Annotated in this window: 25 protein-coding genes and 1 pseudogene; 5 read left to right on the forward strand and 21 right to left on the reverse strand. The window is 40.1% G+C overall.

Annotated elements, in window-relative coordinates; translation table 11 throughout:
• Positions 1–33: 33 nt before the first annotated feature.
• From SK637_RS06275 to SK637_RS06295, 5 genes are all read right to left on the reverse strand, one after another.
• The gene (locus SK637_RS06275) at positions 34–777 is read right to left on the reverse strand and encodes an amino acid ABC transporter ATP-binding protein (RefSeq protein ID WP_000590982.1); all 744 of its coding nucleotides are present in this window, start codon (positions 775–777) and stop codon (positions 34–36) included.
• The gene (locus SK637_RS06280; RefSeq protein WP_001103449.1) at positions 777–1,577 is read right to left on the reverse strand and encodes an amino acid ABC transporter permease; all 801 of its coding nucleotides are present in this window, start codon (positions 1,575–1,577) and stop codon (positions 777–779) included. The genes SK637_RS06275 and SK637_RS06280 overlap by 1 nt, the downstream gene beginning before the upstream one ends.
• A 157-nt stretch (positions 1,578–1,734) precedes the next feature.
• Positions 1,735–2,091: an arsenate reductase family protein gene (locus SK637_RS06285; RefSeq protein ID WP_033689010.1), complete on the reverse strand. Its 357-nt coding sequence runs from the start codon at positions 2,089–2,091 to the stop codon at positions 1,735–1,737.
• 17 nt (positions 2,092–2,108) lie between these two features.
• Positions 2,109–2,612, reverse strand: a complete 504-nt coding sequence (locus SK637_RS06290) for a methylated-DNA--[protein]-cysteine S-methyltransferase (protein WP_033689011.1) — start codon at positions 2,610–2,612, stop codon at positions 2,109–2,111.
• Positions 2,612–3,106, reverse strand: coding sequence for a GNAT family N-acetyltransferase (locus SK637_RS06295; RefSeq protein ID WP_033689013.1), 495 nt, complete (start codon positions 3,104–3,106; stop codon positions 2,612–2,614). The genes SK637_RS06290 and SK637_RS06295 overlap by 1 nt, the downstream gene beginning before the upstream one ends.
• Positions 3,107–3,240: 134 nt before the next feature.
• On the opposite strand from SK637_RS06295, the gene SK637_RS06300 reads away from it, so the two are divergent.
• Positions 3,241–3,687 (forward strand): DUF1836 domain-containing protein, encoded by a 447-nt coding sequence (locus SK637_RS06300; protein ID WP_033689014.1) that lies wholly within the window; start codon positions 3,241–3,243, stop codon positions 3,685–3,687.
• Positions 3,684–4,331, forward strand: coding sequence for a PAQR family membrane homeostasis protein TrhA (gene trhA, locus SK637_RS06305; protein WP_001097996.1), 648 nt, complete (start codon positions 3,684–3,686; stop codon positions 4,329–4,331). Before SK637_RS06300 ends, trhA begins: the two co-directional genes overlap by 4 nt.
• A gap of 20 nt (positions 4,332–4,351) precedes the next feature.
• On the opposite strand, the gene pdxT is transcribed toward trhA, so the two are convergent.
• The 3 genes and pseudogenes from pdxT to nox all read right to left on the reverse strand — a co-directional run bounded on the left by pdxT (position 4,352) and on the right by nox (position 7,339).
• Positions 4,352–4,933 carry a pyridoxal 5'-phosphate synthase glutaminase subunit PdxT gene (gene pdxT, locus SK637_RS06310; protein WP_033689016.1) on the reverse strand — a complete coding sequence of 194 codons (582 nt, stop codon included), beginning with the start codon at positions 4,931–4,933 and terminating at the stop codon, positions 4,352–4,354.
• A complete protein-coding gene (gene pdxS, locus SK637_RS06315; RefSeq protein ID WP_000138517.1) occupies positions 4,934–5,809 on the reverse strand; it encodes a pyridoxal 5'-phosphate synthase lyase subunit PdxS in 876 nt (291 codons plus the stop codon). It lies immediately after the preceding gene.
• A gap of 152 nt (positions 5,810–5,961) precedes the next feature.
• Positions 5,962–7,339, reverse strand: a pseudogene (nox, locus tag SK637_RS06320) (H2O-forming NADH oxidase).
• 307 nt (positions 7,340–7,646) lie between these two features.
• On the opposite strand from nox, the gene SK637_RS06325 reads away from it, so the two are divergent.
• Genes SK637_RS06325 through SK637_RS06335 form a run of 3 tightly spaced genes read left to right on the forward strand, consistent with a single transcriptional unit; the run spans position 7,647 to position 10,492 of the window.
• Complete coding sequence (locus SK637_RS06325; protein WP_033689018.1) at positions 7,647–8,570, forward strand: FAD:protein FMN transferase; 924 nt, start codon at positions 7,647–7,649, stop codon at positions 8,568–8,570.
• A 59-nt stretch (positions 8,571–8,629) separates the two neighbouring features.
• Positions 8,630–9,235: an NADPH-dependent FMN reductase gene (locus SK637_RS06330; RefSeq protein WP_033689019.1), complete on the forward strand. Its 606-nt coding sequence runs from the start codon at positions 8,630–8,632 to the stop codon at positions 9,233–9,235.
• Positions 9,236–9,253: 18 nt separating this feature from the next.
• Positions 9,254–10,492, forward strand: coding sequence for an NAD(P)H-dependent oxidoreductase (locus SK637_RS06335; RefSeq protein WP_033689020.1), 1,239 nt, complete (start codon positions 9,254–9,256; stop codon positions 10,490–10,492).
• A gap of 112 nt (positions 10,493–10,604) precedes the next feature.
• Here the strand turns inward: SK637_RS06335 and SK637_RS06340 are convergent, their stop codons facing one another.
• From SK637_RS06340 to prfB, 13 genes are all read right to left on the reverse strand, one after another.
• The gene (locus SK637_RS06340; RefSeq protein ID WP_033689021.1) at positions 10,605–10,862 is read right to left on the reverse strand and encodes a DUF896 family protein; all 258 of its coding nucleotides are present in this window, start codon (positions 10,860–10,862) and stop codon (positions 10,605–10,607) included.
• A gap of 42 nt (positions 10,863–10,904) precedes the next feature.
• A complete protein-coding gene (gene glyS / locus SK637_RS06345) occupies positions 10,905–12,941 on the reverse strand; it encodes a glycine--tRNA ligase subunit beta (protein ID WP_033689022.1) in 2,037 nt (678 codons plus the stop codon).
• Between the two features lie 211 nt (positions 12,942–13,152).
• Positions 13,153–14,070 (reverse strand): glycine--tRNA ligase subunit alpha, encoded by a 918-nt coding sequence (glyQ, locus tag SK637_RS06350; RefSeq protein ID WP_000038733.1) that lies wholly within the window; start codon positions 14,068–14,070, stop codon positions 13,153–13,155.
• A gap of 191 nt (positions 14,071–14,261) precedes the next feature.
• Positions 14,262–15,023 carry an elongation factor Tu gene (locus SK637_RS06355; RefSeq protein WP_033689023.1) on the reverse strand — a complete coding sequence of 254 codons (762 nt, stop codon included), beginning with the start codon at positions 15,021–15,023 and terminating at the stop codon, positions 14,262–14,264.
• A gap of 271 nt (positions 15,024–15,294) precedes the next feature.
• Complete coding sequence (locus SK637_RS06360; RefSeq protein ID WP_033689024.1) at positions 15,295–16,137, reverse strand: aldo/keto reductase; 843 nt, start codon at positions 16,135–16,137, stop codon at positions 15,295–15,297.
• Between the two features lie 76 nt (positions 16,138–16,213).
• Positions 16,214–17,605 (reverse strand): peptidoglycan-N-acetylglucosamine deacetylase PgdA, encoded by a 1,392-nt coding sequence (gene pgdA, locus SK637_RS06365; protein WP_050489877.1) that lies wholly within the window; start codon positions 17,603–17,605, stop codon positions 16,214–16,216.
• An 89-nt stretch (positions 17,606–17,694) separates the two neighbouring features.
• Positions 17,695–18,885 carry a methionine adenosyltransferase gene (gene metK / locus SK637_RS06370; protein ID WP_033689025.1) on the reverse strand — a complete coding sequence of 397 codons (1,191 nt, stop codon included), beginning with the start codon at positions 18,883–18,885 and terminating at the stop codon, positions 17,695–17,697.
• A gap of 379 nt (positions 18,886–19,264) precedes the next feature.
• A complete protein-coding gene (locus SK637_RS06380) occupies positions 19,265–20,608 on the reverse strand; it encodes a DEAD/DEAH box helicase (RefSeq protein WP_033689026.1) in 1,344 nt (447 codons plus the stop codon).
• A gap of 140 nt (positions 20,609–20,748) precedes the next feature.
• A complete protein-coding gene (locus tag SK637_RS06385; RefSeq protein WP_033689028.1) occupies positions 20,749–21,564 on the reverse strand; it encodes an endonuclease/exonuclease/phosphatase family protein in 816 nt (271 codons plus the stop codon).
• A 51-nt stretch (positions 21,565–21,615) separates the two neighbouring features.
• Positions 21,616–23,796, reverse strand: coding sequence for a PTS transporter subunit IIBC (locus SK637_RS06390; protein WP_080710517.1), 2,181 nt, complete (start codon positions 23,794–23,796; stop codon positions 21,616–21,618).
• 182 nt (positions 23,797–23,978) lie between these two features.
• Positions 23,979–24,905: a permease-like cell division protein FtsX gene (ftsX, locus tag SK637_RS06395; RefSeq protein ID WP_033689029.1), complete on the reverse strand. Its 927-nt coding sequence runs from the start codon at positions 24,903–24,905 to the stop codon at positions 23,979–23,981.
• Positions 24,898–25,590: a cell division ATP-binding protein FtsE gene (gene ftsE / locus SK637_RS06400; protein WP_000022260.1), complete on the reverse strand. Its 693-nt coding sequence runs from the start codon at positions 25,588–25,590 to the stop codon at positions 24,898–24,900. The genes ftsX and ftsE overlap by 8 nt, the downstream gene beginning before the upstream one ends.
• Positions 25,591–25,607: 17 nt before the next feature.
• Positions 25,608–26,703, reverse strand: a protein-coding gene (prfB, locus tag SK637_RS06405) for a peptide chain release factor 2 (RefSeq protein ID WP_135783540.1) whose coding sequence is annotated in 2 segments (ribosomal slippage) — positions 25,608–26,630 and positions 26,632–26,703 — 1,095 coding nt in all. Because the reading frame shifts where the segments join, the coding sequence is not laid out codon by codon here.
• Positions 26,704–26,763: the final 60 nt, after the last annotated feature.

Here is a 26,763-nt window from a genome sequence, read left to right on the forward strand (position 1 = left end):
TCCAGCTAACTGAGTTTTCCTTTATCTATTATATCAAATATAAGTCCGTTTGTAACTAGCAAAGAATTCTTTTGTCCGCTCTTCTTTAGGATGGTGGATAATCTCATCCGGTGTTCCAGACTCGATGATTTTCCCCTTATCTAAGAAGAGAATCTTATCAGCCACTTGGGCTACAAAGGACATGTCATGACTGACCAAAATCATGGTTTGACCTGACTTAGCAGCATCTGCAATAGACTTTTCTACTTCACCGACCAATTCTGGGTCAAGGGCTGAAGTTGGTTCGTCTAAGAGCAAGACATCTGGTTTCATAGCAAGCGCGCGAGCTAGGGCAACCCGTTGCTTTTGTCCACCTGATAAATGGCGAGGATAATGGTTTTCACGATCAGAAAGCCCAACCTTAGCCAACTCTTCCTTGGCAATCTTAGTCGCTTCTTGATCAGACAATTTCTTGACAACAACCAAGCCTTCTTTTACATTATCAAGTGCTGTTCGGCGTTCAAACAAATTAAACTGCTGAAATACCATAGACAACTTACGGCGTAGGGCAAGGATTTCTTCTTGAGTAATTTTAGAAAAATCAACTGAGAAATCATCAATCTGAATCGAGCCACTGTCAGGCGTTTCAAGATAATTGAGACTGCGAAGGAAGGTTGATTTTCCAGCTCCTGAAGAACCAATCAAGGCGACAACTTCGCCTTTTTGAATATCCAAGTTCAGATGATCCAAGACAGTCTGTCCTGAAAAGGATTTGCTTAAATTCGAAATCTTAATCATTAACGAAGGTCTCCTTTCACATCTGTTTGCACTGTATCGGGTGCAGAAATAGCCATTTTTCTCTCGATGAAACGACCGAGACTTTCAATTCCGATATTGACTACCCAATAAACAAGGGCAACGGAGATAAAGCGTTCAAAATAGCGGTAATCAGCACCACCCAAAATCTGAGCTTGGGCAAAGACTTCCACAACACCCGCACTAAAGGCTAGGGAAGTTCCCTTGGTCAAGCCGATTAGGGAATTGATTAAGGTTGGAGTTGCCACAACTGCTGCATTTGGAATAATCACGCGACGATAAACTTGTGCTCGGGTCATACCCAGACTGCGTGCCGCCTCAATCTCACCAGGATTTACTGAGAGAATGGCTGCACGAATGGTTTCACTAGCATAAGCTGCCTCATTAAAAGCAAAAGCAACAATCGCAAAAGCAGCAGCTGGAATCGCATTGATATTGAGACCTGTACCCCATTGCTGATTGAGAGCTTTTAAAGCCAAAGGAATTCCGTAGTAGGTCAACATGAGTTGCACTAAAATCGGTGTCCCTTTTAAGAAACTAACAAAGAAGGCCTGCAAGGGATATAAAATTTTGACACGATTGATTTTCACAATGGCAAAAAGAAGTGCCAAAACCAAGCCAAAAAGAGCACCACCAATTGTCAACATAATCGTTGTTGGAAGTTGTTGGACAATTCTTGGAATCCCATCAAAGACCGAACGCAAGCTAAAAAGCTTGCCATCCGGAATCAATTGCATCAAGTTTTGGTACCAATCTGATGCTAAAATCGTTGTAACATTCATAAAAACATCCTCTCCTGATAATGATTCATTCTACCATACTTCTGCCGTCAATGAAATTATTTGCTACGGTCAGGTACAGACTTTGTCTACCTACTAGTTTATCATACTTTGAAACAGGGAGGCTATATATTTTATCTATCAAAGAGATAGATAAAAACTATTTCAATCCCAATTCTTCATAAGATTTTCGATAACCAATTTGCTTAACAGTTCCATTTTCTACTAAAATCGGTCGTTTTAACAACATACCGTCGCTTGCTAGCAACTCGGCTGCTTCTTGGTTTGACAGACTTCCTACCTTATCTTTCAGCCCTAATTCACGGTATTTGATTCCACTGGTGTTGAAAAATTGCTTCAACTCGAAACCTGAGGTTTCTATCCAGTTTAAAATCATTTCTTGGCTTGGTGTTTCTTCGACAATGTGAACTGCTTTGTAGTCCACACCGAGTTGGTTTAATTCTTGTTTTGCTTTTTTACAAGTTGAACATTTTGGGTATTCGATAAATTCTAACATGTCTTTCACTTTCTATTTTATTCTTTAAAATCTGCTCCTTCATGCTCCAAGAGCCAGAATTTCTTTTCCACCCCTGCGGCATAACCAGTCAGACGCTTGCCTGCTCCCAGCACACGATGACAAGGCACAAGGATGGACCAAGGATTTCGTCCTACAGCTCCACCAATTGCTTGAGCAGAAGCCACTTGTAGGTCTTGGGCTATTTGTCCATAGGTCACTGTCTGACCATAAGGAATTCCCTGTAAATAGGACCAAACTCGCTTTTCAAAATCCGTTCCGATTGGAGCCAAGGGCAAGTCGGATAAATCCCGAGACTTGCCTTTAAAGTAAGCATCTAAGCAAGCAATAACTGGGTCTAAAATGGGATGACTAACAACTGCTTCTATCGTGTCATCTCCTAGTCCCCTCTCAAAATACTTCTGCTCCTGCACCCAAATGCCATACAAATAATGGTCATCAGCTACGAGAGAAAGGGGGCCAATTGGCGAAGAGTAGAGCATTTTGGCATACTTCTTTTGCATTATTTCTTCAATTTTTGATAGGCCAAGCGTTCGCCATCAACATGCACTTTACCAACCTGTTTAAAACCAAGTTTTTCAAAAATATGTTGCATGACCTTGTTGGCAACATGCGTATCTGAGCGAAAATCTAGATAATCAAATCCTTCAATCAAGCCCTCTAAGAAGGTTTGAGCAACTCCTTGTCCCTGCACATCTGCTGCCACAGCAATACGGTGAAAGACTAGATATTCTGACTCTCCAGCTTGCCAGTTTCCCTCATAAATATCTTCATAGGCCTCCTCTGGACTCTTAGTCACAGCAGCATAGGCTACTAGTTCTCCATCTTCCAAGGCTATATAGGCTTGACCTGAGATTATATCCTCAATAATAATATTAGCATTTGGATAACCATTTTGCCACTGGTCACTACCAGCATCTGCTAAACATTTCTTGGCTTCCTCAATCACCTGCATAATGGCATCTACTTCATTTGGAAAAGCTAAACGAATCTCCATCTTTTCTCCTCTTTTCTGACTAGTTTCTCCCATCATAGCATAATTTAAGCCTTTTCACAAGCAGTTAAAACTTGACTTTTTGTTTTTGTTATTTTATAATCTAGTTATCAAAACGAGATAAAAAGGAGTTGAAAATGAAAACTACCTTTTCCTACCCTAAATGGGCAGAAATTCCAAACATTGACCTCTATCTGGACCAGGTTTTGCTCTATGTCAATCAGGTCTGCGCCCCTATCTCTCCTGATAAAGACAAGGGCCTGACAGCATCTATGGTCAATAACTATGTCAAACATGGTTACCTGACAAAGCCTGACAAGAAAAAATACCAACGCCAACAAATTGCCCGTTTGATTGCTATCACAACCCTCAAGTCTGTATTTTCTATTCAAGAAATAGCTCAGACACTGAATACTCTACAAAGTCAAGCAAGTTCAGAGCAACTCTACGATGCTTTTGTGGACTACATGAACCAAGGGATTGACCCAGCTAACCCCATTATCCAAACCAGCTGCCAAACCGTTAAACTCTATCACCAAACCCTAGACTTAATCCATCATAATCAAGAGGAGGTAATCCAATGAACACTAGTCTTAAACTCAGCAAACAACTCAGTTTTGGAGAGGAGATTGCTAATAGTGTGACCCATGCTGTAGGTGCAGTCATCATGCTCATCTTACTCCCCATTTCATCCACCTATAGTTATGAAGCACACGGATTTTTATCCTCTATCGGCGTTTCCATTTTCGTTATCAGTCTCTTTCTTATGTTTCTATCATCCACTATTTATCACTCTATGGCCTATGGTTCGACCCATAAATATGTCTTGCGGATCATCGACCATTCAATGATTTATGTGGCTATCGCAGGTTCTTACACGCCGGTCGTATTGACTTTGATGAATAACTGGTTTGGTTATCTGATTATTGCCATCCAGTGGGGAACGACCATTTTTGGTATTCTCTATAAAATCTTTGCTAAAAAAGTCAATGAGAAATTTAGCCTTGCTCTTTACCTGATTATGGGCTGGTTGGTTTTAGCTATCATTCCTGCCATTATCAGTCAAACAACGCCAATTTTCTGGAGTCTCATGGTAACTGGCGGACTTTGTTATACAGTTGGAGCTGGATTTTACGCCAAGAAGAAACCTTATTTCCACATGATTTGGCATCTTTTTATCCTAGCCGCATCTGCCCTCCAATACATCGCCATTGTTTATTACATGTAAAAAAGTTGAGAAACTCAGTCTCAACTTTTTTCTTTACACATATTGATAAAGTACTGGTGCAAGCGCACATCATCAGTCAATTCAGGATGAAAAGAGGTTACCAGCATATTTTTTTCTTGGGCTGCAACGATTTGATTATCAACTGTTGCTAGAATTTCTACATCTTCTCCAACACTACTGATAATCGGACCGCGAATAAAAGTCATTGGAATCTGACCGACTCCCTTACATTCTGCTTCCGTATAGAAACTCCCTAGTTGGCGCCCATAGGCATTTCGCTCGACCACCATATCCATAGTTCCTAGATGACTCTCTTCCTGAGAAGTAATTTCCTTAGCCAGCAAAATTAAACCCGCACAGGTCCCAAACACTGGTAATCCAGATAGAATAGTTTCTCGAATAGGAATCAGCATGTCCTGCTCACGTAAAAGCTTGCCCATGGTTGTAGATTCCCCACCAGGTAATATCAAACCCGATAAATCACTCCGAGATTTCTGAAAATCTTCTAAATTTCTGATTTCAACACTATCGACACCTAATTGATCTAGCACTTTTTCATGTTCTGCAAAGGCCCCTTGCAAGGCCAATATTCCGATTTTCATCTATTTTCCTCGCTCTGCCATGAGGATTTGGATTTCATTTTCATTGATACCAACCATGGCTTCTCCTAAATCTTCAGAGATTTGAGCTAGGATTTGAGGATTACGGAAGTTAGTCACAGCCTTAACAATAGCACTTGCTCGTTTAACAGGATCGCCTGACTTGAAAATACCTGAACCGACAAATACACCTTCTGCCCCTAATTGCATCATCAGCGCAGCATCTGCTGGCGTTGCAACGCCTCCAGCCGCAAAGTTTACAACTGGCAATTTTCCATGCTCATGGACGTATTGAACCAATTCTACAGGGACTTGCAAGTCCTTGGCAGCAACATAAAGTTCGTCCTCGCGTAAGTTTTGAATACGACGAATTTCCTGATTCATCATACGCATATGACGAACAGCTTGGACGATATCCCCAGTACCCGGTTCTCCTTTGGTACGAATCATAGAAGCTCCTTCAGCAATACGACGCAAGGCTTCTCCCAAATCCTTGGCTCCACAGACAAAAGGAACTTGGAATTCTTTTTTGTCCACATGGAAACGGTCGTCTGCTGGAGATAAAACTTCACTCTCATCGATATAGTCAATCTCAATAGCCTCTAAAATCTGAGCTTCAACAAAATGCCCGATTCTGACCTTGGCCATCACTGGAATGCTAACTGCTTCTTGAATTTCCTTAATCATCTTTGGGTCACTCATGCGAGAAACCCCACCAGCTGCACGAATATCAGCCGGAATCCGCTCCAAGGCCATCACAGCTGCCGCACCAGCGGCCTCTGCAATACGGGCTTGTTCAGGGTTCTGAACGTCCATGATAACCCCACCCTTGAGCATCTGTGCCAAGTTTTTATTTAGTTCATAACGATTTTCAGTCATTTATTTTATCCTCATTATTTATATTGGTAGCTACCATTTCATTTTAAGTCAGATTAGAATGAATCACAAGATAAAAAAACGATAATTGTATGGGTACACATTGACTAAAAAACTATCTGACCTTAGCTTAAGGCCAGATAGTTCATCAAATTTTATTTTTCAGCTGTAAGTGCAGCCATTGTGATGTAGTTGTATGGTTTGTTGAAGTGTGGCAAGAAGAATAAATCTGTCAATGCCAATTTATCAATTGTCACATGCTCTTGGATAGCAAGTGAGAACATGTGGATTCCCATGCTGATTGCAGAATCGTGTGAAACCATTTGTGCACCAAGAATTTCACGGCTATCTTTGTCAAAGACAATCTTGATGGCAACTTCATGGTTGTCATGCTTCATAAATTCTGGTTTTTGAAGATCGTTAAAGCCTGTTTCAGTTGCATTATAACCTGCTGCTTTAGCTTTCTCAAGTGTCAAACCAGTTGAAACCATGTGAAGACCGTAGATAGAGATACCGTTTGATCCTTGAACACCGATTCCTTCCAATTCATGTCCACATGCGTTATATGCACCAACGATACCAGTACGAACAGCATTTGAAGCAAGAGCGATGTAGCTAGTGTCTTTACGAGCGTTGTCATAAACAGTCGCACAGTCACCTACTGCGTAAACACCTGGGATAGATGTTTCTTGTTTCTTGTCTACAAGGAAGGCACCGTTACGGAAGAGTTCAATCTTACCATCAGCAAGAGCAGTATTTGGACGGAAACCAACTGCAAGGATAACCATATCCACATCGAAAGTTTCTTTATCAGTAACTAAGCGTTCAACTTTACCGTCACCCTCGATTGCTTTAACAGTTTGACCAAGAGCCAAGCGAATGTTGTGGTCTTCCAAGTTCTTCGCCATCATTTGTGTGAAGTCTTTGTCATAGTAGCCGTTCAAGACAGTATCAACGATATCAACAAGGACAACTTCTTTTCCAAGACGCTCAAAGGCTTCAGCAAGTTCAACACCGATGTAACCACCACCAACAACGGCGATACGGTCAAGGTGTTGACTCTTATCAGCAAGTTTATTGATAACTTCTTCAGCGTTTTGGTACAATTTAACGAATTGTACATTTTCAAGAGTTGCTTTAAATTCGCGGTTTCCTTTAACAATTTCAACACCTTCTATTGGTGGCAAGATTGGTGTAGAACCTGTAGCGAAAATCAATTTCTCGTATGATTCTTTGTGCTCTTTCCCTTCAACTTCTGCTGTTACTACTTTGTTATCATAGTCGATTGAAAGAACTGGTGAGTTCATGTAAACTTTAGCACCTTTAGCTTCCAATTTTTCTTTATCAGAATAGAACAAGCCTTCAGCACCGTCAATTTGTTCACCTCCAAAGGGCCATTCCACATCCTAGGAAAGAGATGTTAGAATTTTGGTCGAATACAACGATTTCGTTCTCATTACCAAAATTATCCAACATAGTATTAATACATGCTGTACCAGCGTGGTTAGCACCAACTACAACGATTTTACTCATAGAAAAATTCCTACCTTCAATTTTAAATTTACCCTTCTAGTATAACATTTACTGTTAGCGTTTACAAGAGTTTTGCTAATTTTCCCGATTTTTTTGTAAAAAAATGTAAATAATCTGTATCTTAACACGGATTCTTACAATTTTTCTTCATTTCTTGAGCATATTTCTTGACATCTTTACAAAATTTATTTGTGAAAACGCTGACTTTATGATATGCTAGTATCATGGAAAGAAAATGTAAAGGGTTCATTTTTCATAAATTTACTATATTTCAGCCTTCTTTTCACAAGAGAAAGGAGTTGGTAGCTTGCCTCTTAGTTCACATTCTGAACGGCTAATGGGGACTACTATCACTATTTCATTAGTAGATGAGCGAGCCGATAGCTTGCTCCAAAAATCCTTTGAGTTGCTCAAAGAGCTAGAATACCGCTTCAATGCCAATAGCCAAGAATCTGAGTTAATGGAGATTAATTATCAGGCTGGAATAGCTCCAGTCAAAGTTCATCCAGATTTGTTTGAATTGATTTCACTTGGATTAGAGCATAGCCTAGCACCCTCTAGTCATCTCAACATCAGCATTGGTCCCTTGATTCAAACCTGGCGCATCGGTTTTTCAGATGCCAAGGTCGCCCAACCCCAAGAAATTGAATCGGTGCTACCTTTAATCAATCCTCATTCTATCGAGTTAGATTCTTCCTCTTCCACTGTGTTTTTAACACAAAAAGGAATGAAGATTGATCTTGGTTGTTTAGCCAAGGGTTATAGTGCAGATAAAGTTGCCCAATTTCTTAGAAAAGAGGGGGTAGCATCTGCCTTGATCAATCTGGGAGGGAATATCCTGACTATTGGAAAAAATCAGGCAAGAGGAAATCAGCCTTGGCAAATCGGGATTCAAGACCCAGCCAATCCGAGGGGAAATCACTTAATGACCATCCCTGTTGTCAATAAATCTGTCGTGACTTCAGGCATTTATGAACGTCACCTGACTGTCGATGGAAAAGATTACCATCATATTTTTGACAGCCAAACAGGATATCCTGTTGAAACGGAACTAGCTAGTCTAACAATCATCTCTGATAAATCAGTCGATGGTGAAATATGGACAACTCGACTCTTTGGAGAAAGACCTGCTTCTATCCTCTGGCAAGTCGAAAGTTTGGAGGGAATCGAAGCGATTCTGATTAATAAGGAAGGTCACCTAAGTTATTCTTCAGGAATTCCTACTCTATAGAAACAACTGTTTCAATGGAGTTTTAAAATCGTATTATGTAAAAAGAGAAAGGAAATCTCATGTTAAAACTTATTGCTATTGTTGGAACAAATTCAAAACGTTCTACAAACCGTCAATTGCTTCAATACATGCAAAAACACTTTGCTGAAAAAGTTGAAATTGAACTTGTTGAAATTAAAGACATTCCTGTCTTCAACAAACCAGCAGACAAGAAAGTACCTGCTGAAATTCTAGAAATAGCTGCTAAAATTGAAGAGGCAGATGGCGTTATTATCGGTACTCCTGAGTATGACCACTCTATCCCAGCTGTTTTGATGAGCGCTCTTGCTTGGTTGTCTTATGGTATCTACCCACTTTTGAATAAACCAATCATGATTACAGGTGCTTCATATGGTACGCTTGGTTCATCACGTGCCCAATTACAACTTCGCCAAATCTTGAATGCTCCAGAAATTAAAGCAAGTGTCCTTCCAGATGAATTCTTGCTTTCACATTCTCTTCAAGCCTTCACCCCAAGTGGAGACCTAGTAGATCTTGATGTTATCAAAAAACTGGATGCTACTTTTGACGACTTCCGTATCTTTGTAAAAATCACTGAAAAATTGCGTAACGCACAAGAACTACTTCGCAAAGATGCTGAAGACTTTGACTGGGAAAATTTGTAAGATAGGAGACCAAAAAGAATGAAATTTGTTGGACTTGTAGGATCAAACTACGATCAATCATATAACCGTAAACTCTTGGAATTTATCCGTCGTCATTTCAAACTTAAATTTGAATTAGAAGTTCTTGAAATTGACGAAGTTCCAATGTTTAACCAAGACGAAAAATGGGACGAAAGTTTCCAATTACGTTATTTATATAACAAAATTACTCGTGCTGATGGTGTTATCATCGCTACTCCTGAGCACAACCACACAATCTCAGCTTCCCTAAAATCTGTTCTTGAATGGCTTTCATACGAAGTTCATCCATTTGAAAACAAGCCAGTCATGATTGTAGGTGCTTCTTACTACGACCAAGGTACTTCTCGTGCCCAAGTTCACCTTCGTAAGATTCTTGACGCTCCAGGTGTCAATGCCTATACTCTTCCAGGAAATGAATTCCTTCTCGGTAAAGCTAAAGAAGCATTTGATGTTAATGGGAATATCACAAATGAAGGAACTATTAATTTCCTTGAAACATGTTTAGACAACTTTGTAAAATATGTGGGAGTCGTTTCAAAATTGAAAAAACCAAAACCAATCGCACCAGAAGATTTATATTGTACAAATCCAATCGCAACTACAATTCAAGGTGTTGACCCTGATGATCCTGAATGGGTAGAAAAAGCAGCTGAGCTTGTTGGAGCTGTTTCTGGAGATACTTATGTTAAATTAGACCACGGTATCTTGACAGTTAACCAAATTGATATGTTCTTGAAAGCAATGCCATTTGAGTTGACATATGCAGATGATAATAACCAATTCTTGTACTATAATAACGCACATCAAGATCCAAACACAATGTATGGTAAACGTGTGCGAGTTCAAGCAGGTAGCCGACTAGGAACAGTACATGCTTCCCTACCACCTGCAAGAATGAAAAACGTTGAATGGGTTGTCGGTGTACTACGTAACGGAGACCAAGAATATGTCCGTACAATTGTTCCAGGACAACCAGAAGGTGTAATTAATACTCATAACTACAAGGCAATGTACTACCCAGATGGTTCATATGCTGGAATTAATGAAATTATCTTTAATTTCCAACCATGGCTTGATTGGTACTTAGAAACAACTGGTCAACGTCTAGTTGGTGGAAATGCTGCAGCTCCTGCTGGAGGACATGGCGGAGCAGATGCCACATCTGGAGCTTCTGATGCAGGTGATGCTGGAGGTCACGGTGGTGACGCAGATGCTACATCTGGCGCAAGTAACTAATAATTTTAGGAACCATCTTGGTTCCTTTTTTAGTGACAAAAGACTAGCAGTTTGTATCTGCTAGTCTTTTGATTATTATTTCACCTTTCTTTGTTAAAAGAAAGAATACTTATTATGAATTTGGATCATCGAGACTACGGCCATGTAAACCTTTTTCACGTTGGACTTGACGTAGTTTCTCTGGTGTAACATCGTTTCCTTCTTCGTCCACAATTTTGATCCCTTCTATATGGTGACGAACAGTACGACGATAACCTTCGATGTACTCCTCACGTAGTTTAGCTTGTTCCACTTTTTCTTCTTGGGTCAAGCCTTCTGATTTTTTCTTTTTAGCAAGCTCGTTGATACGAGCAATTTTTTTCGGATCCATTCCTTCTCCTTTGTGATAAGATAAAGTCCCGTTTATCAAATTTTATTTAGTGTTAATTTGGTTAAAACGAGCAAGTTTAGCTGCTTTTTGAGTTAAATGAGACAAGATAGCTAAACGATTTTGACGGACTGCTTCATTTTCAGCCATAACCATAGTATTTTCAAAGAAGGCATCAATAACTGGACTAAGCGCAAAGAGCTGTTTCAATTGCTGACTGGCAGTCCCTGACAAAACGAGTGATTCTACTGCTTCTGCCAAGGTTTTCTCTTCTTCATTCTCAAAGAGAGCTGAATCGACTGTAGCAACTCCTTTTGCCTTCTCAGCCAAATTAAAGGCACGAGAAAGTGATTCAACAGAAGTTTTGAAGTCTTCTTCCTTGCTTGCTTCTACGAGAGCACTTGCCGCTTCCAACATATCCGCCACAACAAAGTTCGAACTTGCAAGGACCGCTTCCTTAACATCTTTTGGAGTAGAGCCCATCATCTTATCAACACGAGCCTTAATAAAGTCCATGACCTCCGCTTTATTTTCATAAGTTAAGCTGTCGAATTTCAAATCATAAAGGCTATCGATCAGCTCATCCATAGCAATGTGCCAACCAAAGGCATCCAAGATACGAACCACACCTTGAGTCGCGCGACGAAGGGCATAAGGGTCATTAGAACCTGATGGAATCAAGCCTACTGAGAAGAAACTCAAAATCGTATCCAATTTATCTGCAATGGCAAGCACTGCACCGACCTTGCTCTCTGGAAGTTCTCCTTCAGCTGATGTAGGCATGTAGTGTTCACGAATAGCAGCTGCCACTGCTGGACTTTCACCAGCAAGAAGGGCATATTTCTCACCCATAATTCCTTGGAGCTCGTCAAATTCACCAACCATACCTGTCAACAAGTCAAACTTGTAAATGGTTGCTGCACGGGCTAGGTCAACTGTTTCATCCACTGACAAACCAGCTTTTTCAGCTAAAAGTACAGCGATTTGACCAGTACGAATCATGTGTTCACGAAGGGAACCAATTTTCTCATGGAAGGTCACATTGTTTAATTTTTCAACAAGGTCAGAAATAACTAATTTTTGGTCTTCACGCCAGAAGAATTCACCGTCTTCTAAGCGGGCAACTAAGACTTTTTCATTACCCTTGATGACATTTTCCAAATGTTCTGCGTTTCCGTTACGAACAGAGATGAAGTTTGGCAAGAGTTTTCCATCTTGATCACGAACAACAAAGTAACGTTGGTGTTCTTTCATTGAAGTCACCAAAACTTCTTCTGGAACTTCAAGGTATTTGGCATCAAAACTTCCCATAAAGGCAGTTGGGTATTCAACCAAGTTCAAGACTTCATTAAGCAAATCAGCATCAATTTCGATACGTACACTGTGTTCAGCTTCGATTGCCTTAATTTGGTCAACAATCATTTGCTCGCGTTCACGTGGATCTGCGATTACATACTGCTTACGAAGGTCTTCTTCATAGCTCAATGCTGACTGAATCTTAGTTTCTTGTCCCAAGAAACGATGACCACGGCTCACACGACCTCCCTTGATATCAAGGAAATCCAAGTCAAACTCTTCTTCCTCTAAAAGAACAGTCAAAGTGTGAACAGGACGAATGTATTCAAAGCTATTGCCAGCCCAGTGCATGCTGACAGGGAAAGTCAATGACTTCAAGACATCTACAACACCTGGAACAATGGCTTCAACTGCTTGACCAATTTCTTCCTTAGTGACATAGACATATTCTTCACCCTTGATTTCACGGAATTCGATATCTTCAACCGTCAAACCTTTGCCACGGACAAATCCTTGAGCTGCTTTTGTGAAGTTTCCATCACTATCCAAGGCAATTTTCTTTGCTGGCCCCTTGAAATCTTCTGTCAAATCAGCCTGTTTGTCTGCTAGACCAGTCACACGAACAGCCAAACGACGTGGTGTTGAGAAGGTTTGAATAGCTTCAAAAGACAGGCGGTTTTCCTTGAGAAAGGCTGCCATTTTTTCGCCTAGTTGTTTTTCACTTGGTGTGACAACATAGGCTGGTAATTCTTCAAGACCGAGTTCTACTAATAAGTTTTTTGTCATGTTTTTTCTCCGAAAAGTATCTTTTTATTTTCCAGCTTGCCTTATGTGATTGGCACGCAAGCAACCAACTTCGTTGTTTCATTGCTAAAATTGGAGCCAAAAGTCTCCAATTTTGCCTAGTATCCTTAGTTTCACTAAGGATACCTTCATCACTGCGGCAACTGGTTCAGGGCTCACACTGTTCGCCCATTTTCGTAATTTGTCACTCTCTTTATTCCGCGTCTTCTGCTAAGAGTTTAGCTCGTGTTGCTTCATCTAAAAGTGGGTAGCCTAGGCGTTTGCGTTCTGCGACAAAGGTTTTGGCTACGACACGGGCCAAGTTACGGATACGGGCGATATAGCCTGCGCGTTCGGTTACAGATACGGCACCACGCGCATCAAGCAGGTTAAAGGTATGTGAACATTTGAGAACATAGTCATAGGCAGGATGTACCAATCCTTCTTCCAAGGCACGACCAGCTTCTTTTTCAAACTTATCAAAGTTTTCCAGCAACATTTCTTGGTCAGAAATTTCAAACGAATATTTTGAGTGTTCGTACTCAGGCTGGATGAAGATTTCTCCATATTTTACACCATCAGCCCATTCGATATCATAGACAGAGTCTACTTCCTGAATATAAGAAGCCAAGCGTTCCAAACCATAGGTAACTTCCGCAGTCACAGGGCCAGTTGCTAATCCACCGACTTGTTGGAAATAAGTAAACTGAGTGATTTCCATCCCATCAAGCCAAACTTCCCAACCAAGACCTGCAGATCCAGTAGATGGGTTTTCCCAGTTGTCCTCAACGAAACGAATATCGTGTTCCAAAGGATTGATTCCCAATTTTTCCAAAGACTCAAGGTAAAGTTCCTGGATATTTGATGGAGATGGCTTCATGACCACTTGAAATTGGTGGTGTTGGTAGAGACGGTTAGGGTTTTCCCCATAACGACCGTCAGCAGGACGACGTGATGGCTCTACATAAGCTGCATTCCATGGCTCAGGTCCGATAGCACGAAGGAAAGTGTAAGGACTCATTGTTCCAGCACCTTTTTCATTATCATAAGCCTGCATAAGCATACAACCTTGGTCATTCCAAAATTGTTGCAAAGTCAAAATAATTTCTTGAAATGTTAATTTCTTAGACATTGTTTACTCCTTTTTCTATAAATTACTTGCGACACGAGTCTGCCTCGTCGATCATACGAGGCAAGACGAGTTAGTACTGCGTCTAGCTCAGCACTCTAGTGCTGAGCCTGGGGCAGTCCGACTATAAGGAGGTTTCTGCCACTGACGCAGTGGAAAGTCAATTTTTTAGACATTGTTTACTCCTTTAGTTTTTATATTTCTTTTTCAATTAATTTCTGCTGAACAAACCAATTTAACAAGGGAAGAGTTTTATCTGTATTTGCCCATAAATGATAAGAATCGAAGACCGCTTGTACACTACCTAGATTTTCTACCAACTTATCTATTGTCAAAAAACTACGCCAGTATTCGTAAAAAATACTTGCATAGTTCTTATCATAAGTCGAAGAACCAAAATCATTCAATGAATGCCAACCACACTTCTTCTGAAAAAGTTCTACAAGAGATTGATTACAAATTTTTTCCGCCTGAAATTCCTCTTCTGTCAAGAAATACTTGCGACTAATATATTCAACCATCCCCTCTTCGAACCAGATATAAGAGTCATAACCATCAAAATCATCTAAAAAATGCTCCGACCAATGAGCTAACTCATGTCCTACAATCTGTAAGAGGAAATTTTCAGATAAAGAATGATAGTGACTTTCTATTGCTTGAGTTTGCTCAGAACACTCGTAGTCCATCAACTGATACAAATACAACTCTTTCCAAACAGCTAAATCAGGCGTCATAACCATTCGTCTATTATTTGTATAGGCTGGAACAGCACTTTCCCTAATAATCTGTGTAGCAGCATTAAAACTTGACCAAATAACGGCTTGCGGTAAATCACAGACTGCAAGTTCATTCTTTAAAAAAGATTGATAATCTTTCAACTTTTCAGTATTTCTTACTACAAAATCACGAAATGTAGCTAGTTGACTATCGTCTTTTACAAGATAAAGGTTTTCCACGTCTCTCCTTTCTTTCACATAATAGACTGAATAAGCGAAAGAACCGCGTCCGACAATCCTAGGTTGATTTAACCTAGGGGCGTCAGAAACGCGGTTCCACCCTAATTTATTACTTCATTGTTTTTGAAAATACTACAGAAAGCGCCAGCTCTTTATTTTGTCCTACTTGGCTCCCACTATCCCAAGCTCGCTTGAAGAACGCCATAAGACTTTCTTTCCTGCTGACTATTATATCAAAAATTAGAACAATGTACAATTTTTTTATGATTTTCTAGAAATCCATATCATCAACTCGTGGAGCACCAGACTGAACAGCAATTGTTTTTAAGGTTTCACGTTCCTCATGATTCAGCTCAATTCCGAAACAATCAAGATTAGCCTGAATACGAGATGCTGTAACAGATTTCGGAAGGGGTAAAAATCCTTCTGCTAAGCTCCATGTCAAGGCTATCTGAGCAACAGACTTTCCGTGATTTTCAGCTATTTCTTGCACTTGCTTGTTATCAAACAGTTCTCCCTGACCAAAAGGTCCCCAAGCTTCCAATAAAATTCCTTTTTCCCGACAGTAATCTACGACTTCCTCTTGATACACACCTGGAGCCAAACGAACTTGATTGACCGCTGGAAGAATTTTTGCTGTTTCAAGCAAGACATCCAAATGATGGGGAAGAAAATTACTAACACCGATAGCACGGATTTTGCCTTCTAGGTAAAGATCCTCCATCGCTCTCCAAACTTCTGAATTTCGGATTTTCCAATGGTTATTTTCTCTGAGTGGTTTTGGATTTGGCCAATGAATCAAATACAAATCCAAGTATTCCAAGCCTAGCTTCTCTAAAGACTCTTCAAAAGCCTGACGAGCTTGCTCATAGCTATGATTTGTATTCCAGAGTTTGCTGGTTACAAAAATTTCCTCACGCGGAACGCCACTATCTTGAATAGCACGACCAACGCTTTCTTCATTTTTATAAATAGCTGCCGTATCGATATGGCGATAGCCTGCCTTTAAAGCCTCTAAAACTGCTTTGTAGGCAATCTCTCCATTTTCAGCTTTCCAGGTTCCAAATCCCAGTACTGGAATTGTAACACCATTGTTTAAAGTATAAGATTTCATTATTTTTCCTTTCTATGAGAAGAAAATCCAAAGAGCCAAATTTTCAAGGAAAACTTTTCTCTTTAGATTTTGTGTATTATTGATTGCGGTCGTAATAGAGCTGATGAGCTTTAAGACGAGAGTCTAACAAATCTGGTACGGTAACAAAGTCATAACCTTGCCCTTTCAAATAGTCAATAACCTTCGGCAGAGCATTCACTGTTTCAGCATGGATATCATGCATGAGAATAATAGAACCATTCTTGACTTCACGCTGAATTTCTGTCAAAATAGATGCTTCATTTTTACTCTTCCAGTCCAGACTATCTACATCCCACATAATAAAACTCAAATCTAAGCTATTGCGAATGTCGTCTGTAATGGCTCCATAAGGTGGACGCATGAGTTTGGAACTAGAACCCAACACTTTAGTTAGCGCATCCTCAGTATCAGTAATTTGTTTTTTAGCTTCATCAAGGGAAAGTTTTGAAAGCACTGGATGACTCCAACTATGGTTTCCAATGACATGTCCATCCGATTTCATGCGTTTCAAAATCTCTTCATTTCCAGAAACATTCTTACCTAGAACAAAGAAAGTTGCCTTGATACCATACTTAGAAAGAGTATCTAATGCTTGATTTGTCGTTGCAGGATTTGGTCCATCATCAAAAGTCAAGGCTACTACTTTACGATTTTTCTTTTCATAATAAGCCTTATATAGCTCTGCATCCTTATCTAATAAATAAGAGGACTGAATAACTTCAAAGAAACTAGATACTGGCAAGGCAATCTCGTCTAGATTTTCAACTGACTGACTTGGATAAAGGATAATCTGACTATCCTTGTAATCAAAATTCCATGCAGACAAGTCTTGGTCAGAGAAGCTTTTAACAAGCTGATCAATCTTTTCTTGCTCCAATTTCTTATCCTGTAAGAAAGAGGTCATTTCTTTTATCAGTTTCTCTTTGGCTTTACTAGCATCTGAAAATAATTGATCAAGTGTAAAAGATTTGCCATCTTCTGTCAAATGGACTTTTGCCAGACTAGTTTTTTCAGTCTCTTCAACTTTTGACGAAGTTAAATCATAGACTTGTTTTATCACACTTCGGTTGACAATCCCTTTTAAAGTCGAATCCTGTTTCTCCGTATAATAAAAAACCAGATTTTCCTTGTCTGCCAGATTTTCCTTAATATCCTGTATCATAATTTCTTGTACAGATGAAATCACTTGCTCCCCTTGGAGAGGATAATAGGCAATTACTTCTGCTTGTCCCATACGAAAATGATCTTTCTGATTTCCCTCACTCAATTGATTATCTTTATCATTTTTTAAAGACTCAATTTTTTGTTCGAAACTTTGCTTTGTATATACTTTGTATCCAATCATTGAACCAAGGACACAAATACTTACTGAAAAGATAGCTATCAGGGCTATTAAACCGATTCTCTTTTTATCGTGCTCAACACGATTTGCTCTACTTTTATCCATAGAACCATCATATCAAATTCAGGCTATAATTTCAATGATTTTAGAGGAAATGGTATATTAAAAAGAGAGGAAGTCCCCCTCTTAAGATTTTATTTTACTGCTTCTTTCAAAGCATCTACCTTGTCCAAACGTTCCCATGGAAGGTCAATATCTGTACGTCCCATGTGTCCATAAGCCGCTGTTTGACGGTAAATTGGACGCTTGAGGTCCAGCATTTGGATAATTCCTGCAGGGCGAAGGTCAAAGATTTGACGGGCTGCTTTTTCAAGCTTACTTTCAGCTACTGTTCCTGTACCAAAGGTATCGATACGAACAGAAACAGGTTGCGCAACACCGATAGCATAGGCCAACTGCACTTCTGCCTTCTTAGCAAGACCTGCTGCAACGATATTCTTAGCAATATAACGAGCCGCATAAGAGGCTGAACGGTCCACCTTAGTCGCATCTTTACCAGAGAAGGCACCACCACCGTGACGAGAGTAGCCACCATAAGTATCTACGATAATCTTACGACCAGTCAAACCTGAGTCCCCTTGAGGTCCACCGATTACAAAACGACCAGTTGGATTGATGAAGAATTTTGTTTGCGTATCCAAGTAAGAGGCTGGAATAACCTCTTTGATAACCTTGTTAATGACATCATTGTGAATTTGTTCGTTGCTGACTTCTGGATCGTGCTGAGTTGAAATAACAACTGTGTCCACACGTACTGGACGGTCATTTTCATCGTACTCAACCGTAACTTGTGACTTAGCATCTGGGCGAAGATAGCTTATTTCACCAGACTTACGAAGTTCTGCCAAACGACGAACCAACTTATGACTAAGTGAGATTGGCAATGGCATGAGTTCTTCTGTTTCATCCACTGCAAATCCAAACATGAGCCCTTGGTCTCCAGCTCCAATTAAGTCCAATGGATCTTGGTCTGCATTTCCACGAACCTCCAAGGCTTCGTTAACACCTTGGGCAATGTCAGGTGACTGCTCAACAAGTGACGGATGAACTCCCACTGTCTCAGCAGAAAAACCATACTCTGTATTGGTATAGCCAATCTCTGCAATGGTATCACGAACCACGCGGTTAATATCCACATAGGCATTTGTAGATATTTCACCAAAAACATGAACGGAACCAGTATATACAGCTGTCTCAGCAGCAACGTGCGCATCTGGATCCTTAGCTAAAATAGCATCCAAAATCGCATCTGAAATTTGGTCTGCAATCTTATCTGGATGCCCCTCAGATACAGACTCAGACGTGAATAATTTACGTTCTGACATAAAAATGTCCCCCCTTAAAAATAGTGTTATAGAGTTACAAAGTACTGATAGGTATTTTCATTTTCTAAGAGTTACGACGCGAAAGAAATAAAAACGATACTTTTTTATTTCTGAAGCTAGTAAGGCGCATAGGGTGACCGCCCTATAGCGGCAATCGTAGAATGACGAGCGACTACTTTGGAGTCGTCATTCTTTGCGAGTTACAAAGTACTGATAGGAAAACTCTTAGTCATAAATACCTACCATCTTATCGGGACTATATAACTTTTCCATTATACCATTTTTAAGCGCAATTTGCAGTCTTTAATGTAGTGTTTCTGTTTAGATAGTTCGTTCTGGTAAATAAAAAAGTTGGAGCTCAGTACTCCAACAATTACTATTAAAATGTTTGACGTTTTGCTTTACGCTCTGCACGGCCACGAGCACGATTTTCAGCGCGTTTGGTTTTGCGGCGTTTTTCATCAACCGCCCATTTAATTTTCTTCTTATAACCTGGTTTGACTTTTTTCTTTTTCTTTTTAACCAAACCAATCATTTCGATATCAAGTTTATCTTGTTTTTTCTCACGGTTGGCACGACGATCACGGTCATAAGTATCTTGAAATTCCCCGTCTTTGACCATCTTAGGAGTAAACTTGATTCCCAATTTCTCCAACTCACGGATATCCGAATCATCACTTGGCTGATAAAGGGTAATAGCTGTACCTGGTAGGCCATTTCGTCCAGTACGACCAACACGATGAACAAAGAAGGACAAATCTTGCGGAATGGCATCATTGATGACATGGCTGACACCTTCAATGTCAATTCCACGCGCTGCCAAATCTGTTGCGACAATATACTCAAAATCCAGATTTTTAACCTGGTTCATGATACGTTTGCGCTCACGAGGGGCAATATCCCCATGGATTTTTGCCACCTTCAAGCCTTGAGCAGTCAGATATGAATGCAATTCATCAGCACGCGTTTTAGTGTTCACAAAAATCATTGCCAAATACGGTTGCATCAACTGAGTCAACTGGTAAATTTGAGCATTCTTATCTCGGCCCTTGGTCGAAATCAACCAATTATCAATGGTATCAGAAATGACCGTTTTGGTCTTGATTTTCTCCATAACAGGATTTGATAAGTATTTTTTCAAGAATGGTTGCAGTTTTTGTGGAATAGTCGCTGAGAAGACCATGAATTGCAAGTCTTTTGGAAGGCTTCCAGCAATCTTATCAACAGTTTCCAAGAATCCCATATCCAAGGTCATATCTGCCTCATCGACCACAAAGGTCTTAGCCTTGTGAATAGCTAGGTCACCAGACTTAACTAAGTCATAAATACGGCCAGGCGTTCCGATAACAATATGAGGCTGGTTACTTGCCAATTTGTCAATCTGGCGAGCCTTATCTGTACCACCCACATAATTAACCACACGAATTTCTACCTCTGAGTGGGCTGCAATCTGACGAGCTGCTTGGTAAATTTGAGTAGCTAATTCTCGGCTCGGTGCAGTAATGACTGCTTGAACACTATCGCTGGCTTCATCTAATTGCTGGAAAATCGGCAATAGGAAAGTGTGAGTCTTACCCGAACCTGTTTTTGATTCACCGACTAGGTCACGACCTGCTAAAACAATAGGAATCAGCTTGTCTTGAACCTCTGTTGGAGTTGTAAATTTCAACTCCTCCAAGGCTTCACTAATATATTTTTTAAATTGAAATTTCGTAAATGACATAATATCCTCGATTCTATCTATCCTATCAATTATACCATATTTTATTCCATTTCAGTAGTCTCACTTTTTTAGGCTATTTCCAGTAGCTTTTCTAGTCAAAAAAAGACTGGAATGTTATAATTCCAACCTCTTTTCAGTCATTATTTCCAGTTTAAAATAGCATTCAAGCCATAGTGATCACTAACTTGTGGACTCTTGTTACCATCAAATACGACATGTAATTTTTCCACCTCTAACTCTTGGGTAGTAAAAACATAGTCGATTCGAAGGGGTTCAGTGTTCCCTTTCCAGCCATCAATTTCTGGTGGAACAGTATAGCTACCACTTTTCTCTTGAGCAACTACAAATGCGTCTTGTAAGCCTAATGGACTAGCTAAAATAGCTTGGTAACCTTCCTGACCAGCTGGGTTGTTGAAATCTCCAGCAAGCAAAAGTGGCTTGTTCAATTCTTTCAAGACAGCCTCAAATCGTGCCCATTCTTCTTGGAAACCTTTATCCCACCAAGAAAGGTGGACACTGGCAACTGCAAGTTCATTACCATCGACTACAGTTTCAGCCAGGGCGACACGGCGAGTATGATAGTCTGTTGGATCATCCACATCTGAAACCAAAATTTCTCTTGCTTCAATAGGTGTTTTAGACAAGATAGCCACACCTTCATGATAGCGGTCATAACCGATATGGTTATAGGCCCAAGTCCAGTAGTAATCTTTTCCTTGCTCAGACAACTTTTCAACCAAAAGTCTAACATAATGGTCTTGGTGAATAGGCTCAGCAGCTGGCAAAGCTTGATAAAGGTCATTAACCTCCACCTCTGGTGAAGTGATCTCCTGATTGATTTCTTGGAAACAAATCAAATCATAGTCTTTATCAAGAATATCTTCAAGCAAGAGCTGGAATTTTTCCTCAGCTTCTTTTTCCATCCAGCTATGAGTATTGAGTGTTAAAAATTTCATGCTTTTCTCCCAAAACAAGAGGTTGGAAAACAGCTTCCAACCTCAAGTATATTACAATTCTACTTTAGCAACTGCTGTTTTAGCTGCAAGAGAACCTGTTTTTTCTAATTTAACTGATTTAATAGCTTCAGCATTTGTGAAGACAACTACTGTTGAAGTTTCACGACCTGCTGCACGGATAGCATCCAAGTCAGCTGTGACAAGAAGATCACCTGCTGCAACTTTTTGTCCTTCAGCTACATGAACAGTAAATGGTTTTCCTTCAAGACTTACTGTGTCTAAACCAATGTGAACAAGTACTTCAAGACCTGCTTCAGTCACAAGACCAAGAGCATGTTTTGTAGGGAAGATGCTTGATACAGTACCTGAAACTGGAGATACAATGTTTCCATTTGCAGGTTCTACAGCAAATCCGTCGCCCATCATTTTTTGAGCAAATACTGGATCTTTTACTTGTTCCAAAGCAATAACTTGACCGTCTGCTACTGAGTAAACTTCCTCTGTTACACCTTTGTAGTGTACAGTGTTTTGTTGCACTTCAGTCATTTGACTTGGAAGAGTTTCAGGAATGATTTCACCTGAATCAAGGATATCTTGGATATCAGATTTCAATACGTCTGCTTTTGGACCGTAGATAGCTTGAACTCCTTGTCCTTTCATGACAAGACCCATAGCTCCTTCTGCTTTCCATTGTTCTGCATCACCGACTTTGTCAGCATCTTTTACAGTTACACGAAGACGGGTCATACATGCATCTACATCAACGATGTTTGCACGTCCACCAAGAAGGTTGATAATGTTTACAGCTTGAGAACCTGCTGCAACTTTCACTTCGCTGCTAGCTTCTTCTGAACCTTCAGCAGTTTCGTAATTTCCGTTACGCCCTGGAGTTGCGTAGTTGAATTTTTGAATCATGAAGTTTGCGATAAAGTACATGATTACAGCAAAGAGAACAGTTACCCAAACGAAGTTAACGATATCCATACCGATACCAGCGCTAATCGCAATAGGTGTACGAGTCAAGAACTCAATTGAACCGAATGAGTGCATACGTAGGTTTACTACGTCAGCCATAGCGAAGGCCGCACCTTGAACAAGTGAGTAAACAAGGTACATAGGTGTTGCTACAAACATGAACATGTATTCGATTGGTTCAGTAACCCCTGTCAAGAATGTTGCAAGAGCTGTCGCAATCATCATACCTTTGTATTTATGTTTCTTGTCAGCATCAACATTACGGTAGATAGCCACAATCACACCCATCAAGATACCGAATGAACCGATCATTTGTCCAACTTTGAAACGAGCTGGGTGAACAGTATCTAACAAGTGTTGGTATTGAGTAGCATCAGTACCTTTAAGGTTTACAAGGTCTGTTACCCATGCAAGCCAAAGTGGATCTTGACCAAATACTTGGCTACCTTTTGCTGCACCAGTTAAGACCTCATAAGTACCACCAAGAGCTGTGTAGTTCATTGGGATAGTCAACATGTGGTGAAGACCAAATGGTAAGAGCAAACGTTCCAATGTACCATACAAGAATGGTGCAAGGATTGGAGCAGTTTCTTGTGAGTTAGCAATCCAGATACCAAAGCTATTGATACCTGTTTGAACTACTGGCCAGAAAGCAGCAAGTACAATTGCAGCAATTATTGAACGAAGAATAACTACAAACGGTACAAAACGTTTTCCGTTAAAGAATGAAAGTGCATCAGGAAGCTTACGGAAGTTGTAGTATTTGTTGTAAGCAGTTGCTCCAATAAAACCTGAGATAATCCCTACGAACACACCCATGTTAAGTGCTGGGGCTTCCATAACACTAATGAAGTAATCAGCAACTTTGATTGATCCACCAAAGAGAGTTGTGACCATAGCATCTGGATTTTTCAACATATCGCCTGATACGCCAAAGATTGTACCAGTGATACGGTTAATCAAGATGAAGGCAAGACCAGCGGCGAAAGCACCACCAGCACGTTCTTTAGCCCAGCTACCTCCAATGGCTAGGGCGAACAAGATATGAAGGTTAACGATAACCCCCCAACCGATTTGTTCTAGTACACCACCAGTAATAACAAGTGGTGCAAAGGTTGGGTTAATCATCACGATAGACTTACCGATTGAAATCATCAAACCAGCAGCCGGCATAACCGCGATAACCACCATCAAAGCCTTACCGAATTTTTGCCAAAACTCGAAAGACAAGACATTTTTGAATGTATCTTTCATCATTCAAATCTCCTTTATTTTTATTTAGGCAAACGTTTTACGAAAACGTTTGCACTTTATATAATTCAATTATACCACTTTAATTTTTTTGTAAAGGCTTTTATAAAAAAAGGAGACTTTTTTCTAAAATTTTTGTAGTAAAAAAGGAGATATTAAAATCTCCTCAAATATACTTCTATTTTATTTTAGATTTTCAAGAATCGGCGCATAGAAATTCCAGATCCAATTGAACCGATAAAAATTCCAATCACAAATAATAAGACAATCATCAGTGGACTGAATACTTCTGGTGATATCATTGAAAGGTTCTGACCAACCAATGACTTATTAACCGATTGGTAAACCATTTTATAAACAATAAGTACCAGAACTGATGGAAGTGTTGCTCCAAGCAAACCGATGAAGGCACCTTCAAGCAAGAAAGGTCCGCGGATATAGCCGTTCTTAGCACCTACTAAACGCATGATTTGAATTTCACGGCTTCGTGAAATGATGGTGATACGTATAGTATTGGAAATCAAGAACACTGCAATGAAAATCAATAATCCAGCGATAACTAGTCCCCAGACACGAATAAATGAGGCTAACTTAAACAAGCGTTCTGTATTAGCTCCACCATCTTGAACTTCTGACACACCTTCGATTTTTTTAGCCTCTTCTGCTACTGTCTTTACATCACTTGGTGTATTGGTATCAACAATATATGCATCATAGAGAGGATTGGCGTCGCCTTCAAAGATTTTCCAGTTGTCCCCCATTGTCTCGGTTAATTTTTCATATTGTTCTTCTTTACTTGAAAACGTAACACTTTTAACGGTTGACATACCTTTCAAAGCATCATATACCTTATGGTAGTCGTTATTTGTAACAGTTTGACCTTCTTTTTCAATCGTCTCACTATTATCAGCTACGTCCTTACGAATGTATACCATTACTCGGACATTATTTTCGATATCTGTAGCTAGTTTAGCCGTATTAAAGATAACAGATGCAAATATTGCAACCAAGGTCAAAGTAATCATAACTGAACTGACAGCAGCTACTGTCATCCAGCCATTTCGTTTCAAACTTTTTAACGATTCAAATAAATGACGAAAAAATCTACTAATCATCGTATCCATATTCTCCTTTAGCTTCGTCACGAACGACACGGCCATTTTCAATGGCAATGACACGGTGGCGCAAGGTATTTACAATCTGGCTGTTGTGGGTAGCCATCAAGACAGTTGTACCTTGGAGATTGATGCGTTCCAGCAAGTTCATAATTTCCCATGAATTATCTGGGTCCAAGTTTCCTGTTGGTTCGTCCGCAATCAATACTTTGGGATTGTTTACAATAGCACGCGCTATCGCAATACGCTGTTGTTCTCCCCCTGAAAGTTCATTTGGGAATGAACGAACCTTATGTTTCAATCCAACCAAGTCTAAGACTTCCATAACACGTTTTTTGATATTACGGCGGCTCTCACCAATAACTTCCATTGCATAGGCAATATTTTCATAAACAGTTTTCTTTGGTAACAGTTTATAATCTTGGAAGACAACCCCAACACTACGACGTAGGAGAGGGACATCTTTCTTTTTTATTTTAACTAGATTAAAACCAGCAACAGATAAGCTTCCTTTTTCGATTTTTACTTCGCGATACAAAGAACGAATAAAGGTTGATTTCCCAGCTCCTGACGGACCTACGATATAGGCAAATTCTCCTGGTTGAATGCTGACCGAAACACCACGTAGGGCAGTCGTTCCGTTGTCGTATTTTTTGACGACATCTCTCATTTCAATGATTGACATGTGAGTTCCTTTCTATCTTAGCTGATTCGCCACTTGAGATAAGCATCGATAAAACCATCTAGGTCCCCATCCATAACCTTATCCACCTGCGCAACCTCAAAGCTAGTTCGGTGATCTTTTACCATAGTATAAGGTGTGAAGACATAAGAACGGATTTGGCTTCCCCATGTGATTTCCTTTTTCTCACCTTTGAGGGAATCTACTTCCGCAGCTTTCTTCTCTTGCTCCATTTGATAGAGCTTAGCCTGTAACATCTTCATAGCTCGATCTCTATTTCCATACTGGGTACGATCGACCGTTGACTGGACAACAGTCCCAGTAGGAATGTGTGTCAAACGCACTCCTGTTGAAACTTTATTGACGTTTTGTCCACCAGCACCACCTGAACGGAAGGTGTCCATCTTGATATCATCTTCACGGATTTCCACTTCAATGGTATCATCCAATTCTGGCATTACTTCTACAGATGTGAAAGAGGTATGGCGACGTTTAGCAGAGTCAAATGGCGAGATTCGCACCAAACGGTGCACACCCATTTCTGACTTGAGGAGACCATAGGCATTAGATCCTTCAAATGATAAGGTTACTGACTTGATACCAGCTTCATCTCCTGCTTGGTAATCCAATACTTCCACTTTAAAGCCTTTAGCATTTCCATAGCGAGTGTACATACGAAGCAACATATCACCCCAGTCCTGAGCCTCAGTACCACCGGATCCTGGATGGATTTCCAAAATCGCATTATTATGGTCATAAGGTTCTGACAAGAGCAAGGTCATCTCGTAACTGGTCATCATCTTATCAAGTTCGGATAACTGCGTTACCAATTCTTCATGTACCGACTCATCTTCAGCTAAAAAGTCCAATAAAATTTCAACTTCATCCTGCAACTCTTCCATTTTGTGGAAGGTGTTATAGGTGTTTTTTAATTCATTTAATTCTTGCGACGTTTTTTGGGCCGCGATATTATCGTTCCAAAAATCAGGTTCTGTCATCTTGTTTTCCAAGATGGCAATCTCTTCCTCTAAACCTTCGAGGTCAAAGAGACCCCCTGAAAGAAGCTAATTTTTCACGATTTGCGTCCATTTTCTGACGAATTTCTGAAATGTCCATAAATACTCCTTTTTTATATCGTTTTATTATACCATAATCTATCATTTCTTTCCATCTTTT

Origin of the sequence: Streptococcus mitis (assembly GCF_000722765.2) — a bacterium.
Classification (GTDB): domain Bacteria; phylum Bacillota; class Bacilli; order Lactobacillales; family Streptococcaceae; genus Streptococcus; species Streptococcus mitis_AQ.

Bases quoted from the DNA above. Each gene is read 5' to 3' on its own strand.
- SK637_RS06275 (WP_000590982.1), bottom strand. From the start codon at position 777: ATGATTAAGATTTCGAATTTAAGCAAATCCTTTTCAGGACAGACTGTC.
- SK637_RS06280 (WP_001103449.1), bottom strand. From the start codon at position 1,577: ATGAATGTTACAACGATTTTAGCATCAGATTGGTACCAAAACTTGATG.
- SK637_RS06285 (WP_033689010.1), bottom strand. From the start codon at position 2,091: ATGTTAGAATTTATCGAATACCCAAAATGTTCAACTTGTAAAAAAGCA.
- SK637_RS06290 (WP_033689011.1), bottom strand. From the start codon at position 2,612: ATGCAAAAGAAGTATGCCAAAATGCTCTACTCTTCGCCAATTGGCCCC.
- SK637_RS06295 (WP_033689013.1), bottom strand. From the start codon at position 3,106: ATGGAGATTCGTTTAGCTTTTCCAAATGAAGTAGATGCCATTATGCAG.
- SK637_RS06300 (WP_033689014.1), top strand. From the start codon at position 3,241: ATGAAAACTACCTTTTCCTACCCTAAATGGGCAGAAATTCCAAACATT.
- trhA (WP_001097996.1), top strand. From the start codon at position 3,684: ATGAACACTAGTCTTAAACTCAGCAAACAACTCAGTTTTGGAGAGGAG.
- pdxT (WP_033689016.1), bottom strand. From the start codon at position 4,933: ATGAAAATCGGAATATTGGCCTTGCAAGGGGCCTTTGCAGAACATGAA.
- pdxS (WP_000138517.1), bottom strand. From the start codon at position 5,809: ATGACTGAAAATCGTTATGAACTAAATAAAAACTTGGCACAGATGCTC.
- SK637_RS06330 (WP_033689019.1), top strand. From the start codon at position 8,630: ATGTTAAAACTTATTGCTATTGTTGGAACAAATTCAAAACGTTCTACA.
- SK637_RS06335 (WP_033689020.1), top strand. From the start codon at position 9,254: ATGAAATTTGTTGGACTTGTAGGATCAAACTACGATCAATCATATAAC.
- SK637_RS06340 (WP_033689021.1), bottom strand. From the start codon at position 10,862: ATGGATCCGAAAAAAATTGCTCGTATCAACGAGCTTGCTAAAAAGAAA.
- glyS (WP_033689022.1), bottom strand. From the start codon at position 12,941: ATGACAAAAAACTTATTAGTAGAACTCGGTCTTGAAGAATTACCAGCC.
- glyQ (WP_000038733.1), bottom strand. From the start codon at position 14,070: ATGTCTAAGAAATTAACATTTCAAGAAATTATTTTGACTTTGCAACAA.
- SK637_RS06360 (WP_033689024.1), bottom strand. From the start codon at position 16,137: ATGAAATCTTATACTTTAAACAATGGTGTTACAATTCCAGTACTGGGA.
- pgdA (WP_050489877.1), bottom strand. From the start codon at position 17,605: ATGGATAAAAGTAGAGCAAATCGTGTTGAGCACGATAAAAAGAGAATC.
- metK (WP_033689025.1), bottom strand. From the start codon at position 18,885: ATGTCAGAACGTAAATTATTCACGTCTGAGTCTGTATCTGAGGGGCAT.
- SK637_RS06380 (WP_033689026.1), bottom strand. From the start codon at position 20,608: ATGTCATTTACGAAATTTCAATTTAAAAAATATATTAGTGAAGCCTTG.
- SK637_RS06385 (WP_033689028.1), bottom strand. From the start codon at position 21,564: ATGAAATTTTTAACACTCAATACTCATAGCTGGATGGAAAAAGAAGCT.
- SK637_RS06390 (WP_080710517.1), bottom strand. From the start codon at position 23,796: ATGATGAAAGATACATTCAAAAATGTCTTGTCTTTCGAGTTTTGGCAA.
- ftsX (WP_033689029.1), bottom strand. From the start codon at position 24,905: ATGATTAGTAGATTTTTTCGTCATTTATTTGAATCGTTAAAAAGTTTG.
- ftsE (WP_000022260.1), bottom strand. From the start codon at position 25,590: ATGTCAATCATTGAAATGAGAGATGTCGTCAAAAAATACGACAACGGA.